Origin of the sequence: Rahnella victoriana (genome assembly GCF_021276285.1) — a bacterium.
Lineage (GTDB): Bacteria > Pseudomonadota > Gammaproteobacteria > Enterobacterales > Enterobacteriaceae > Rahnella > Rahnella victoriana.
Genome location: NZ_CP089919.1, coordinates 4,417,540 through 4,431,259, shown reverse-complemented (window position 1 = coordinate 4,431,259; position 13,720 = coordinate 4,417,540). Strand labels below are relative to the sequence as shown.

Here is a 13,720-nt window from a genome sequence, read left to right as displayed (position 1 = left end):
TATCCCTTTTTTGACAGAGCCAGGAGTTCTCCGATGAGCAACACAGCAATTAACACGTTCCGCAAAAATACCAAAACACAGATCGCCGGTGCCCTTTTACTTGCCTTGTCTGGCCTGAGTGTTGCGGCGCAGGCGGCTGTGCCGAAAGACATGCTGGTGATCGGCAAAGCGGCGGATCCGCAAACGCTGGATCCGGCAGTGACCATTGATAACAACGACTGGACGGTCACGTATCCGGCGTACCAGCGTCTGGTGCAGTACAAAACCGAAGACGGCAAAGGCTCGACGCAGGTGGAAGGCGACCTGGCGGCAAGCTGGACAGCCTCGCCGGATCAGCTGGTCTGGACGTTCAAACTCAAACCGGGCGCGAAATTTGATGACGGCACGCAGGTGAATGCCGATGCGGTGAAATGGTCATTTGACCGTCTGATGAAAATCGGTCAGGGGCCGTCGGAAGCCTTTCCAAAAGACATGACCGTGACGGTGGTGGATCCGATGACCGTGACGTTCACGCTGAAAACGCCGTTTGCGCCTTTCCTTTACACGCTGGCGAATGACGGCGCAGGCATCGTCAACCCGGCAATTGCCAAAGCCAACCCGGCCGATGAAGGCAAGGCGTGGCTGGCAGGGCATACCGCCGGTTCCGGCCCGTATAAGCTGGATCGCTGGCAGAAAGGGCAGCAACTGGTGCTGGTGCCGAATCCGCATTACAGCGGCGCGAAACCTGCGTTCAAACGCGTGACGGTGAAAATTATCGGTGAGAGCGCCAGCCGCCGCCTGCAACTGTCGCGCGGGGATCTGGATATCGCCGATTCCCTGCCGATGGATCAGCTGGCCGCGCTGAAAAAAGAAGACAAAGTGGCGGTGGAAGAATTCCCGTCACTGCGCGTGACCTATCTGTATCTCAACAATGCTAAAGCGCCGATGAATCAGGTGGATTTACGCCGCGCGATCTCCTCTGCCGTGGATTATCAGGGCATGGTGAAAGGTATTCTCGGCGGTAACGCCAAACAGATGCGCGGGCCGATCCCGGACGGCATGTGGGGCTTCGACCCGACGGCGAAACAATACAGTCTGGATCTGACGCAAGCCAAAGCCGATCTGGAAAAGGTCAAAGACAAACCACAGACGCTGGATTTCCTCTATTCCGATAACGATCCGAACTGGGAATCCATCGCGCTTTCCGTGCAGGCCAGTCTCGGTCAGGCCGGGATCAACGTGAAGCTGGAAAAACTGGCTAACGCCACCATGCGCGACCGTATCGGGCAGGGCGATTACGACATTTCCATCGGGAACTGGAGCCCGGACTTCGCCGACCCGTACATGTTTATGAACTACTGGTTTGAGTCCGATAAGAAAGGGCTGCCGGGTAACCGTTCCTTCTACTCCAACCCGGACGTGGATGCGTTGCTGAAAAAAGCCGTGTCAGTCACCGATCAGAAACAGCGCACTGATTACTACCAGCAGGCGCAGAAAATCGTCATTGACGAGGCGGCGTATGTCTATCTGTTCCAGAAAAACTATCAGGTGGCGATGAACAAAGACGTCAAAGGTTTCGTCTTTAACCCGATGCTGGAGCAGGTGTTTAACGTGGGGCAAATGCATAAGTAAAACAGCAACATCATTCACGAAACCCCTTTTCGAAATTAAAGGGGTTTACGGGGAAAAACACTATGACTTTTTGGACTTTGATCCGACAACGCTGCTGGGGGCTGATTCTGGTGATGGCGGGCGTTTGCGTTATCACTTTTATCATCTCGCATATGATCCCCGGCGACCCGGCGCGGTTGCTGGCGGGCGATCGTGCAAGCAATGAAATGGTCGAACATATCCGTGAACAACTGGGGCTGAACCAGCCGCTGTACGTGCAGTTTTTCCGTTATGTCAGCGATTTGCTGCACGGCGATTTGGGCACGTCAATCCGTACCGGGCGTCCGGTGCTGGAAGACCTGAAAGCCTTCTTCCCGGCGACATTAGAACTGGCGGTCAGCGCGTTGTGTCTGGCGATTGTGTTCGGCATTCCGCTGGGCGTGCTGTCGGCCGTGTATCGCAATAAATTCCCGGATCATCTGGTGCGTCTGCTTTCCGTTCTGGGCATTTCCACCCCGGCGTTCTGGCTGGGGCTGGGCGTCATCATTCTGTTCTACGGCCATCTGAACCTGCTGCCGGGCGGCGGAAGACTGGATGACTGGATGGATCCGCCGGCCAATATCACCGGTTTTTACGTCCTCGATTCCCTGCTGACCGGTAATTGGGAGGCCTTCTGGAACAGCCTGCAACATCTGGCGATGCCTGCGCTGACCCTGGCGTTTGTGCATATGGGCATTGTGGCGCGACAGATCCGCTCGGCAATGCTCGAGCAACTGAATGAAGACTATATCCGTACGGCGCGGGCTAACGGGTTGTCGCGCTGGCGGGTGATCCTGAGTCAAGCCTTGCCGAATGCGCTGATCCCGTCGGTCACCGTGCTCGGGCTGGCGATGGGCGACTTACTTTACGGCGCGGTGCTGACCGAAACCGTCTTTGCCTGGCCGGGCATGGGCGCGTACGTGGTGAACTCCATTCAGGCGCTGGATTTTCCGGCGGTGATGGGGTTTGCGGTGGTGGTGTCGTTCGCTTACGTCATCGTTAATTTATGTGTGGATTTACTGTATGTGTGGATCGATCCGCGCATTGGCCGTGAGGGGTGAGGCATGTCTGTGATTGAACCGGGCGTCAATAATCATCGGGCCGACATCGTGGCCCCGGACGTCAAACCGCGTTTCGCCAACGGGCGGCGCACCTTCCATTTACTGAGCCGCAGCCCGCTGACCCTGCTGGGGCTGGCGATCATGTTGATCGTGCTTTTCATCATGATCTTTTCGCCGTGGCTGGTGCCGCACGATCCGAACGCCATCAACCTGACCGACCGCCTGCAGGCACCTTCCGCGCTGCACTGGTTTGGCACCGATGAAGTCGGACGGGACCTGTTCAGCCGCGTGCTGATTGGCAGCCAGCAATCCGTGGCCGCCGGGCTGGCGGTGGTGATCATCGCGGGGACGATAGGTTCGCTGCTCGGCTGCTTTTCCGGCGTGGTCGGCGGGATGGTCGACGCCCTGATTATGCGCTGCATGGATATCATGCTGTCGGTGCCGTCGCTGGTCTTAACGATGGCGCTGGCCGCCGCGCTCGGGCCGAGTCTGTTTAACGCCATGCTGGCCATTGCCGTGGTGCGCATTCCGTTTTATGTCCGGCTGGCGCGCGGCCAGACGCTGATGCTGCGCTATCAGGCTTATATGCAGGCCACGCGGACGTTCGGCGCATCCCGCTGGCATCTCATCACCTGGCACGTACTGCGTAATGTGATGCCGCCGCTGGTGGTGCAGGCGTCGCTGGACATCGGTACGTCGATTCTGATGGCCGCGACCTTAGGTTTTATCGGCCTTGGCGCGCAACAACCGACCGCCGAGTGGGGCGCGATGGTGTCCAACGGCCGCAATTACATTCTCGATCAATGGTGGTATTCCGCCTTTCCCGGCGTGGCGATTCTGATCACCGCCACCGGTTTTAACCTGTTCGGCGACGGTCTGCGCGACCTGCTGGATCCGAAAAGCAGAGGGCGCTGAAATGACGGAACAACCCCCCGCGCCGGTACTGGAAATTGACCATCTGCAACTGGTCTTTCCGGTGTACGGCGGTGAAGTGAAGGCGCTGAATCAGGTGTCGCTGACCGTCAGCGCCGGAGAAATCGTCGGCGTGGTCGGCGAATCCGGCTCGGGCAAATCGGTCACGGCCATGATGGCGATGCGTCTGTTGCCGCCCGACGGGTTTACCGTGACCGGCGGCGCGTTACGGCTGCTCGGCACCGACGTGGTTAACGCCACGGAAGACCAGATGCGTAGCCTGCGCGGCGCGCGTGTGGCGATGATTTTTCAGGAGCCGATGAATGCCCTGAATCCGACGCGCAAAATTGGCCGTCAGATGTGTGAAGTCATCTGTCTGCATCAGAAACTGAACAAGGCGCAGGCATGGCAAAAAGCCATCGGCCTGTTGCAGGACATGCAGATCGCCGATGCGGAGCAGGTGATGTCGCGCTATCCGTTCGAACTGTCCGGCGGTATGCGTCAGCGCGTCCTGATCGCCATGGCGTTTTCCTGTGAACCGGAACTGATTATCGCCGACGAACCGACCACGGCGCTGGATGTCACCGTGCAGCGTCAGGTGCTGCGTTTACTCCAGCGCAAGGCCCGGGCCAGCGGCACCGCCGTTTTATTTATCACGCATGACATGGCGGTGGTGTCCCAGCTGTGCGACCGGGTGTACGTGATGTACGCCGGGCATGTGATTGAAAGCGGCAATACGACGGATGTGATCGACACGCCGTCGCATCCGTATTCCATCGGATTATTACAGGCCGCGCCGGAGAACGGCGAGCCGCGCAGCCTGCTGAAAGCCATTCCCGGCACGGTGCCGAATCTGGCAAAACTGCCGCAGGGTTGTGCGTTTCGCGGGCGTTGCCATCATGCCGATGACCAGTGCATACAGACACCGGCGCTGGCCCCGCTGCCGCATTTCCCGCAGCAATCGGTGGCCTGCTGGCATCCGCAACGCCATGCCGGTGAGATCCACATTCAACGTATTGAGGAGCATTCCTGATGATGGCAGAAGCCCTGGTTGAACTGCAGGATGTGCGCGTCCGCTTCCCCGCAAGCTATAACTGGCGCGGTAAACCGACCAGTTATGTGCACGCGCTGAACGGGCTGGATCTGAATATTATTCGCGGCGAAACGTTAGGCATTGTCGGGGAATCCGGTTGCGGGAAAAGTACGCTGGCGCAGTTGCTGATGGGCTTACAGAAGCCGAGCAGCGGAGAAGTGCACCGCGCGCGGCATGACAATTCCTGGTTCGGTTCAGGCATGCAAATGGTGTTTCAGGATCCGCAGTCGTCGCTGGATCCGCGTCTGCCGGTCTGGCGAATCATCACCGAACCGGTGTTTGTGCAGAAACACAACAGCAGCCGCGAACGCCGCGAACTGGCTGCGACGCTGGCGGAACAGGTGGGGATCCGCAAAGAATACCTTGACCGTCTGCCACATGAATTCTCCGGCGGTCAGCGCCAGCGTATTTCCATCGCCCGCGCCTTGTCTTCCGAACCGGACATCATCGTGCTCGATGAACCGACCTCGGCGCTGGATATCTCGGTGCAGGCGCAAATCCTCAATTTACTGGTAGAACTGCAACGCCAGCGCAACCTGACCTTCGTGCTGATTTCCCATAACGTGTCTGTTGTGCGCCACATGAGTGACCGCGTGGCCGTGATGTATCTGGGGCAAATCGTTGAGCTGGGCGCAGCGGAAAAAGTCCTGTCCGAACCGCAACATCCCTATACCCGTCTGCTGCTGGATTCTGTGCCCCGCGCCGGACGTCAGCTTGATGAGGGGATCGTGGATAAAAAAGGTGAATTACCCGGCAACCGCAACCTGCCGATGGGATGTTATTTCCGCGAACGTTGCCCGCTGGCAGGTGACGGCTGCCAGATGCCGCAGGAACTGGTCTGCGGGGCAGGTGGAGTGGTAGCGAGGTGTCATCGGGTTATGCCGGAGCGGGCATAGTTTTTAGCTCCTCCCTTTCGCACGGAACGGATCGAACGGTATTCGGCTTTGGTTTTAGCTCCTCCCCCTGCGAAGGGGGAGGCGGGGAGGGGGTATGAAAGGCGAAACGATTATTGAAGTATCCACCAGGTAAAAACGTCCCAAAGCAAACTTCAACATTCTGATTTTTCTGTAATACCCCACCCCGGCCCTCCCCTTCGCAGGGGAGGGAGTTGACCGGTTTTCTCCTCCGCTCAGGTGAGCAAGGGACAACTTATTTTCGTAAAAGATCCACTGTTTTCCCCCAGTCAAACGGCTCCAGATCCGAATACCTGAGGCCCTTCGCGGCCAGCGCATCCACCAGCCCTTGCTGGGCCAGCACCGTGCCGGAACTCATATCCGGGGCGACGCCGACGTCTTCCAGCGTTTTCACCACTTCGCGCATTTCCTCGGCGCGGCGTTTGCCGTGTTCGGCGATGCGGCTGATCAGGTAATGCGGAAATTGCGCATCCCAGCCCAGTGACGGAAAGCTGGCGTGCAGCGAGGCGAGCACTTCATTTTCTACGCCGTACTGACGCGCCGCGCTCAGGCATTCGGCAGTCAGCGCTTCCAGCCCTTTGATCATCACGCTGCGACACATTTTGATCGCCGACGCCTCGCCGACCACGTTGCTGTGAACCTTGCTGTTAAATCCCTGCTCGTTAAGCCATTCGCTGACGGCGCGGGCATGGATGCCACCCAGCAACAACGGGGTTTTCAGACGGGCTGGCGGATAGGGGGCCATCACGGCGACGTCAATGTAGTTACCGCCCGCCTGTTCGATTTCTGCCATGGCGGCGCGTTTGGTGTGCGGCGAGACCGAATTCAGATCGAGAAACAACTGCTGCGGGCCGATGTGCTGCGCGACGGCGGTGGCGACGTTCAGGGATTCTGCGGCGGTGACAGCAGAAAAGATGATCAGGCTGCCCTCTGTCGCTTCCTGCACGGACTCCGCAAAGCGGACACCGGCGGCGCGGGCGCGCTGGCGAATGACGTCGCTGTCCGTCTGCTTATCAAACGCCACAATCTCCAGTGCCGGATGGTGCTGTTTAAGGTCGGTGGCGAGGATAGTGCCCACTTCGCCGAGGCCGATGAGGGTAATGCGGGTGATGTTATTCATGATGAGATCCCTGTTGATCGTCCTGATGTCCGTTCCAGACGCTGGCGGGGATGGCGACACGGCCATCAAAAATCAGCCGCGCGGTGCGTAACAGTGCGCAGCCTGCCAGTCGTTCTGCACCGGTCCGGGTCGGATCGAGTTGTAATTCCACGCTGAATTCGCCGGTCGGATGTTCGACGCTGAGTAACGGCGTATTGCCGGAAGGCGTATGTGCCAGCCCGTCGGTGATGCTGCCGGGGATCAGGCAGGCGCTGGCGACACTGACCGCGCCCAGCACGCCGATGGAAGCGTGACAGCGGTGCGGAATGAATGTCCGGCTGGAAATGGCACCGCCGTTTCGCGGTTCGGCAATCAGCGTCATTTTCGGCACAGAGCGCTGCGTGACATCGCCGAGATTCATTTTTGGCCCGGCCTGCAAGCGAATAGATTCGAGGCGTTTTTTCAGTTCCGTATCGGCATCAAGTTGTTCACGGGTTTCATAACCGCTGCGGCCCACATCGGCGGCGCGCAGCAACACCACCGGCATGCCGTTGTCGATGCAGGTCACCCCGATGCCGTCGAAGGTATCGCGTGGATTGCCGGTCGGCAGCAATGCGCCGCAACTGGAACCGGCGATATCGGCAAATTCCACGCTGATTTTGGCGGCGGTGCCCGGTACGCCATCAATGCGTAAATCGCCCTGATAGCACACCTCACCGTCCTGCACCGGCACATAAGCCGTCGCCATCTGACCGGTGTTTTCCATAAAAATCCGTACCGGCGTGATGCCTTCCTGCGGGCGGATTAACTGCCGTTCGAGGGCGAACGGACCGACAGCCGCCAGAATATTGCCGCAGTTTTGCCCGTAATCCACCCCCGCGTTATCGACGTTAACCTGCGCAAAAAGATAATCGACGTCGGCATCCGCACGGGCGGAAGGGCGGATAATCGCCACCTTGCTGGTCAGCGGATCGGCACCACCGAGGCCGTCAATCTGGCGCGGGTCAGGCGATCCCATCACCGCCAGCAGCACGCGGTCGCGCAGAATGTCGTCTTGCGGTAAATCGTCCGCCAGAAAGAACGCGCCTTTTGAGGTGCCGCCGCGCATCAGCAGGCAGGGAATTCGGGTCTGTGGCATATCAGCTCCTCAGCGTTTTTCGGCCTGTTCCAGTTCTTCGGTCGAATCGAAATACGTCAGACCTTTTTCTGCCAGACGCGGGCGCATGTTGTAGATATCCAGCCCCAGTTCGCCGTCGGCCATTCTGGCCCGCTTACCTTCTTCCAGCGCTTCCCGCTCGCGGCTGGCCTGGACCACCTGCGCCACCTCTTCGCGGCGTACCACCACCACGCCGTCATCATCGGCCACGATGGCATCGCCCGGATACACCAGCTGTCCGGCACAGACCACCGGCACGTTCACGGAGCCGAGCGTTTCCTTGATGGTGCCCTGCGCATGAACCGCCCGTGACCAGACGCGGAAACCCATATCGCGCAGTGTTTTGGTATCACGCACGCCGAGATCGGCCACCAGCCCGACCACGCCGCGCGCTTTCAGCGAGGTTGCCAGCAAATCACCGAAGAAGCCGTCGGAACACGGCGAGGTCGGCGCGACCACCAGAATGTCGCCCGGCTGACACTGTTCCACCGAGACGTGGAACATCCAGTTATCGCCCGGTGCCGTCAGCACGGTGACGGCGCTGCCGGAAATCGCACAATCCTGCTGGATCGGACGGATACCGGCATCCAGCAAACCTTTGCGCCCCTGCGCTTCATGCACCGTCGCCACGCCAAAAGCCGCCAGCGCCGATACGTCGGTTTTATCTGCCCGTGGGATATGGCGAACCACGACGCCTTTTTTGCCGACCAGACTCATGCTAAATCCTCCGTTACACGCGGGAAGATGCTCTGATAGCCTTCGCCGTAAACGATATTTTTGGCGCTGGTGATCCCGACATTACGTTTGGCCTGCACGCCGCGCTGCTGGGCGACGCGGGTGTAGTATTCCCACAAATGTTCCTGACCGGCCATGCACTGAATGGCCTGGTATTTTTTGTCCCAGACGTCAGTGATATCGAGCAGCACGTCGGGTTTCCACTCACATTGTTCCGGCTGATGCGGCTCAAAACAGTAAACCGGCGGCGCGCCGACGATAGTTTCGCCCGGCCGGTAACCTTCCGCCTGCCCAATGATGCGGGCTTCCTGCGCCAGATGGGTCGCCATCGGGTGATCGTAGTTGTACGGGTCTTTCAAAGAATGGGTCAGCACGAAATGCGGCTGCACGCGGCGGTAAACGTCCGCCAGACGGAACAGCGATTCTTTGTCGGCACGCAGCGGATAATCGCCCATATCGAAGAACTCGACAGTGGCACCCAGGATTTCTGCGGCCGCCATGGCTTCTTCACGGCGTGATGCTTTGACAATCTCTTCGGTCATGTTGCCCTTGCGCCACAATTTTGCGGATTCACCGCGTTCACCAAATGACAGGCAAACGATGTGCACGGCATAACCGGCCTGTGTATGTTTGGCGATGGCACCGCCCGCGCGCCAGACGAAATCGGCGGAGTGGGCACTGACGACTAATGCACTTTTGGCGTTCTCTTTTTTTGGCTGAGTCATGAGGATGTCCTTGGTTTTTGTTCTCAAAATGTCTGAGTTCCATGCTGTCAGCCTCAGCCTGCGGCGGGTAATTCATTTGATTGCACGGGGTATGCGTTTTATTTATATTGCGGGGGGACGTCACGCAAAAAAACCAGAAGGGAGAAGGGGATGGCGCAGGATGAGATGCTGAGTAACCTGATGCAAATACGGGCTTTTTGTCAGGTGGTCGATCAGGGGAGTGTGTCGCGCGCGGCAGATGAACTCTATCGCACGCAGTCGGCGGTGACGCGGGCGATCCGCGATCTGGAGCAGTTTCTGGATGTCCCGCTGTTTGAGCGCCATGCCAACGGCATGTTGCTGACGGATTTCGGTAAATGCGTGCTGCCCCGCGCACGGCGGGCGATTGCCGAGCTGCGGCAGATCCCGTCGCAGCTGGCGAAATTACAGGGCAAAAGCGGGCAACGGCGCGGCGATACCGAACCCTTGTATCTGTTTAACGTCCGGCGGCTGCAAATTTTTATCTCCCTGTGCAAAACGCGGCATATGCAAACCGTCGCCACGCTGCTGGGCCTTAGCCAGCCCGCGGTCAGTGCCGCGCTGAAGGTGCTGGAAAACGGTGCCGGTGTCGCGCTGCTGGAGCGCACACCGCATGGCATGATGCCGTCGCTGGCGGGGCAGGATATCGTGCCGAACCTGCGCCGTGCGCTCAACGAACTGCGTCATATTCCTGCGGATATTGCTGCCCGTCGCGGCGTGCTGGAAGGTACGGTTCAGGTCGGGGCGTTGCCGCTCGGACGCACACGCTTACTGCCGCAGGCGATTATCGGCCTGACGCAGCGGTATAACGGCGTCAAAGTGGTGACCAATGAAAGTGCTTTCAGTGCGCTGGCATCCGAACTGCGATCCGGCGAAGTGGACTTTATTTTCGGCGCGCTGCGTTCCAGCGATTACGCGGCGGACATGACAACCGAAACGTTGTTTACCGAAAGCATGGTGATTCTGGCGCGAAAAGGCCATCCGCTGCTGGCAGAAACCGTCACGCAGGAACATCTGCGCGAAGCGCGCTGGGTCCTGCCGCGTGCGGAAACGCCAGCCCGACGTCTGCTGGATAACAGCTTTGCGGCGATGAATATGCCGCCGCCGGATCCGGTGGTGGAAAGCGGCGATTTGGGGATTGTGCGCGGCTTGCTGCTCGGTTCAGACATGCTGGCGGCGGTATCCGCGCGTCAGCTCGAGCATGAACTTGAATCCGGTGAACTGGTGAAACTGCCGCTGGAACTGGCCGATACGCATCGCGCCATCGGCCTGACATTCCGTGCCGGGAGTTTGCTGTCACCCGCCGCACACGCGCTGGTGGCTGAAATTCGGAAGGTGTGCGCTCAATAATACCATCGCCGGGTTTTGCCTTTGCTCCTCTCCTTCACTGGGAAGGGAGCAGATTGAGCCACACTTTGGGCTTTTGCTTTAGCTCCTCCCCCTGCGAAGGGGGAGGCGGGGAGGGGGTTTTAATGACAAAACCACTGCCTGCGGAAACGTCAACTTATTGATTTTACTGTAATACCCCACCCCAACCCTCCCCTTCGCAGGGGAGGGAGCCGATTGTGCCATACTTCGGGCTTTTGCTTTAGCTCCTCCCCCTGCGAAGGGGGAGGCGGGGAGGGGGTTTTAATGACAAAACCACTGCCTGCGAAAACATCAACTTCATGATTTTACTGTAATACCCCACCCCAACCCTCCCCTTCGCAGGGGAGGGAGCCGATTGTGCCACGCTCTGGGCTTTTGCTTTAGCTCCTCCCCCTGCGCAGTTGAGGGTGTTAATCACTTATTCAAATTCACCACTGCCTGTCTGATCGCGTACTCGTAGCCCTGAATACCGAACCCGCAGATCACGCCGACGGAAACATCGGAGAGAAATGAGTGGTGACGGAAGGCGTCGCGTTTATGCACGTTGGTGATGTGCACTTCGTACAGCGGCAGGCTGACGGCAGTCACCGCGTCACGGAGGGCGACGGAGGTGTGCGTCCAGGCCGCGGCGTTGAGGACAATGGCATCCACTGTGCCACGGCAGGCCTGAATGCGGTCAATCAGATCGCCTTCGTGATTGGTCTGAAAGAACTCGATTTTTGCGCCGCAGCTTTCGCCGGTCTGACGGCACAGCTTTTCAATGGTTGCCAGCGTGTCGTGGCCGTAGGTTTCCGGTTCGCGGGTGCCCAGCAGGTTCAGGTTCGGGCCGTTAAATACGGCAATGTTGTAGTTCATCGGTGCCATCCTTTTTTAATAATCCGTAAATCCAAACAAATCTTTCGGTGTCTGCCACAAAATCTGCTGGCGGACTTTTTCGTCAGGGAATAATTGTTCAACCAGCATCAGCAGCGTGCCGAGATCCATCCGGTGCTCTGCGCGCAGAAACGGCCAGTCGGATCCCCACAGGCAATGCTCTGCACCAAAGGCGTCGAGCAGGGCATGCTGATAGGCGTGACCGTCCTGATAAGGGAAAGGCTGGCGGCTGAATTTCGCCAGGCCCGAGAGTTTCACCCAGGTGCGTTGCTGGCTGGCAAGGTTGAGCAGTGCCTGAAAAGCAGGCTGATGCAGGCCCTGTGTGACATCCGGACGCCCGGAGTGATCAATCAGCAGCCGCGTTTTGGTGCGGTTAATCAGCGGCAATAACGCCAGCAGCTGATCGTCCTGCACCTGAATGGCGGCGAACATATCGAGTTCGGCCAGTCTCCCCATCAGGTCGTCAAGATGCAGAAAGGGCGTCGTACCCAGCATCGCCACATTCATGGCAATGCCGACCACACCGGCCTGTTTGAGACTGGCGAGCCGTTCAGTGCTGATATCAAAAGGCACCACGGCGATGCCTTTGAAACGTCCGTTGCCTTTTGCCAGCGCATCCAGCAGACACGAGCTGTCGGTGTTATAACCCGACGTCGGGCCGACAATCAGCGAATGGCGGATGTTGTACGCCTGCATTACGGCGCGGTAATAATCGGTGGTGCCAATCTCGTGCCCTTCCGGACGATAAGGCGTGTCCGGAAGGTACGGGAAGCGCGCCGGATCAAACACGTGATGATGTGTGTCGATCTTGGGTTGCTCAAAAATCGTCATGCTTTCGCTTTACCTGCTACTGAATAGAGAACTTGTTGATTGCGGGTTTTCTGGAATTCTTCCAGCGTTTCGCCGCGCATCGCGGAATAAATATGTAAGTTGGAGACACCGACCACCGCGCCCAGTTTTTCCAGCAGGAAGAAGCTGACGCCGTAATGGATCATGCCGCGCCAGTCGAGTTCGCGCAGAAGTTGTTGTTCCTCTTCGGTCAGCTTGTTTTCGGCAAACAGCGCGTGCTGATCGGTAAGGAAACGCGCGCGCCACGCAGGCTGGATCAGGCGGTGCAGGAAACGGTTAATGCGCAGTGCTTTCAGGCTGCGTGCCTGCGTGAACGGATAGGTGCCCGGCAGCTTTTCGACGCCCGCCATCTGTTGCGCGATTTTGTCACGCTGGCGCTGCTGCACGTCATACGGCGCTTCGCGTGACTGGTTCTCGAGGATCAGCGTGGCAATGCCGGTCATCGACGGCAGGTAATACGCCTGATGCAGTTTCTTCACATTGGCCGACAGCGCCCCGCGCATCACCAGCCACATGATCACTTCCGCGCCTTCCATACCGCCTGATGTGGCAAATTCCGCCAGCGTCATTTCTGTGAGACGTTCCGGGTCGTTGACGATCATATCGACAAACTGCTCATCCCAGTCCGGGTTGTTAAAGCCGCAGCGTTCGCCGTGAACCTGATGCGACACACCGCCGGTCGCGACAATCGCCACGTTCAGATCTTCCGGAAAACTTTCAATCGCCCGGCGCAATGCCTGCCCGAGTTTGTAGCAACGACGGGCGGTCGGAATAGGGAACTGCAACACGCCGATTTGCAGCGGGACGATCTGCGTCGGCCAGCCGCCTTCGTGCGGTAACAGGGCGGAAAGCGGGGAGAACAAACCGTGATCCAGCGGCTTATCCTGGAAGAAGGACATATCGAATTCGTCCGCCATCAGGCTGGCACCGATATGCTGAGACAGCGCCGCATGGCCTTTGACCGCAGGCAGATCGCGCGGACCACCGCCTTCGTCAGCCACTTCATACTGCTCGTCGATCCCTAAGGTAAACGCCGAATAGTGGTCGAAAAAGAACGAGGTCACATGGTCGTTAAAAATGTAGACCAGCGCGTCGGGTTTCTTTTCCTCGAGCCATTTTTGCATCGGTGCGAAACTCTCGAAAATCGGTGCCCAGGCGCTTTCTTCCTGCTTGTTATGGTCAACCGCAAAACCGATAGTCGGGGTATGTGAAACCGCTAAACCGCCAATGATTTTCGCCATCTTAAATCCTCAATACTTTTGTAGGGTAATCGCGGTGCTGTCACCGC

13 protein-coding genes are annotated in these 13,720 nt (G+C 58.5%); 6 read left to right on the top strand and 7 right to left on the bottom strand.

Annotated elements, in window-relative coordinates:
• Nucleotides 1–33: 33 nt before the first annotated feature.
• The 5 genes from J9880_RS20345 to J9880_RS20325 all read left to right on the top strand — a co-directional run bounded on the left by J9880_RS20345 (nt 34) and on the right by J9880_RS20325 (nt 5,591).
• Entirely contained in the window at nt 34–1,611 is a 1,578-nt protein-coding gene (locus J9880_RS20345; RefSeq protein ID WP_195816935.1) for an ABC transporter substrate-binding protein, read from the top strand.
• A gap of 62 nt (nt 1,612–1,673) precedes the next feature.
• Nucleotides 1,674–2,690, top strand: coding sequence for an ABC transporter permease (locus J9880_RS20340; protein ID WP_232769852.1), 1,017 nt, complete (start codon nt 1,674–1,676; stop codon nt 2,688–2,690).
• 3 nt (nt 2,691–2,693) lie between these two features.
• The gene (gene ddpC, locus J9880_RS20335; protein WP_232769851.1) at nt 2,694–3,605 is read left to right on the top strand and encodes a D,D-dipeptide ABC transporter permease; all 912 of its coding nucleotides are present in this window, start codon (nt 2,694–2,696) and stop codon (nt 3,603–3,605) included.
• Nucleotide 3,606: 1 nt separating this feature from the next.
• Nucleotides 3,607–4,635: an ABC transporter ATP-binding protein gene (locus J9880_RS20330; RefSeq protein WP_232769850.1), complete on the top strand. Its 1,029-nt coding sequence runs from the start codon at nt 3,607–3,609 to the stop codon at nt 4,633–4,635.
• Nucleotides 4,635–5,591: an oligopeptide/dipeptide ABC transporter ATP-binding protein gene (locus tag J9880_RS20325; RefSeq protein WP_095921614.1), complete on the top strand. Its 957-nt coding sequence runs from the start codon at nt 4,635–4,637 to the stop codon at nt 5,589–5,591. The genes J9880_RS20330 and J9880_RS20325 overlap by 1 nt, the downstream gene beginning before the upstream one ends.
• A 253-nt stretch (nt 5,592–5,844) precedes the next feature.
• Here the strand turns inward: J9880_RS20325 and J9880_RS20320 are convergent, their stop codons facing one another.
• The 4 genes from J9880_RS20320 to galB are packed head-to-tail and all read right to left on the bottom strand — an operon-like array spanning nt 5,845 to nt 9,324.
• Nucleotides 5,845–6,729, bottom strand: coding sequence for a DUF1932 domain-containing protein (locus J9880_RS20320; RefSeq protein WP_119827394.1), 885 nt, complete (start codon nt 6,727–6,729; stop codon nt 5,845–5,847).
• Nucleotides 6,722–7,846, bottom strand: coding sequence for a 4-oxalomesaconate tautomerase (locus J9880_RS20315; RefSeq protein WP_232769849.1), 1,125 nt, complete (start codon nt 7,844–7,846; stop codon nt 6,722–6,724). Before J9880_RS20315 ends, J9880_RS20320 begins: the two co-directional genes overlap by 8 nt.
• A gap of 9 nt (nt 7,847–7,855) precedes the next feature.
• Nucleotides 7,856–8,581 (bottom strand): 4-carboxy-4-hydroxy-2-oxoadipate aldolase/oxaloacetate decarboxylase, encoded by a 726-nt coding sequence (locus tag J9880_RS20310; RefSeq protein WP_119827390.1) that lies wholly within the window; start codon nt 8,579–8,581, stop codon nt 7,856–7,858.
• Complete coding sequence (gene galB / locus J9880_RS20305) at nt 8,578–9,324, bottom strand: 4-oxalmesaconate hydratase (protein WP_232769848.1); 747 nt, start codon at nt 9,322–9,324, stop codon at nt 8,578–8,580. The genes J9880_RS20310 and galB overlap by 4 nt, the downstream gene beginning before the upstream one ends.
• 150 nt (nt 9,325–9,474) lie before the next feature.
• Between galB and J9880_RS20300 the strand changes: the two genes are divergently transcribed.
• On the top strand, nt 9,475–10,692 hold the full coding sequence (locus tag J9880_RS20300; protein ID WP_095921619.1) for a LysR family transcriptional regulator: 1,218 nt from the start codon (nt 9,475–9,477) through the stop codon (nt 10,690–10,692).
• 432 nt (nt 10,693–11,124) lie between these two features.
• On the opposite strand, the gene aroQ is transcribed toward J9880_RS20300, so the two are convergent.
• From aroQ to J9880_RS20285, 3 genes are read right to left on the bottom strand one after another with little or no spacing between them, the layout of a single operon-like run.
• Entirely contained in the window at nt 11,125–11,565 is a 441-nt protein-coding gene (gene aroQ, locus J9880_RS20295) for a type II 3-dehydroquinate dehydratase (protein WP_095921620.1), read from the bottom strand.
• A 15-nt stretch (nt 11,566–11,580) separates the two neighbouring features.
• On the bottom strand, nt 11,581–12,414 hold the full coding sequence (locus J9880_RS20290; protein ID WP_095921621.1) for an amidohydrolase family protein: 834 nt from the start codon (nt 12,412–12,414) through the stop codon (nt 11,581–11,583).
• Nucleotides 12,411–13,673 carry a gallate dioxygenase gene (locus J9880_RS20285; protein ID WP_095921622.1) on the bottom strand — a complete coding sequence of 421 codons (1,263 nt, stop codon included), beginning with the start codon at nt 13,671–13,673 and terminating at the stop codon, nt 12,411–12,413. The genes J9880_RS20290 and J9880_RS20285 overlap by 4 nt, the downstream gene beginning before the upstream one ends.
• Between the last annotated feature and the right edge of the window lie 47 nt (nt 13,674–13,720).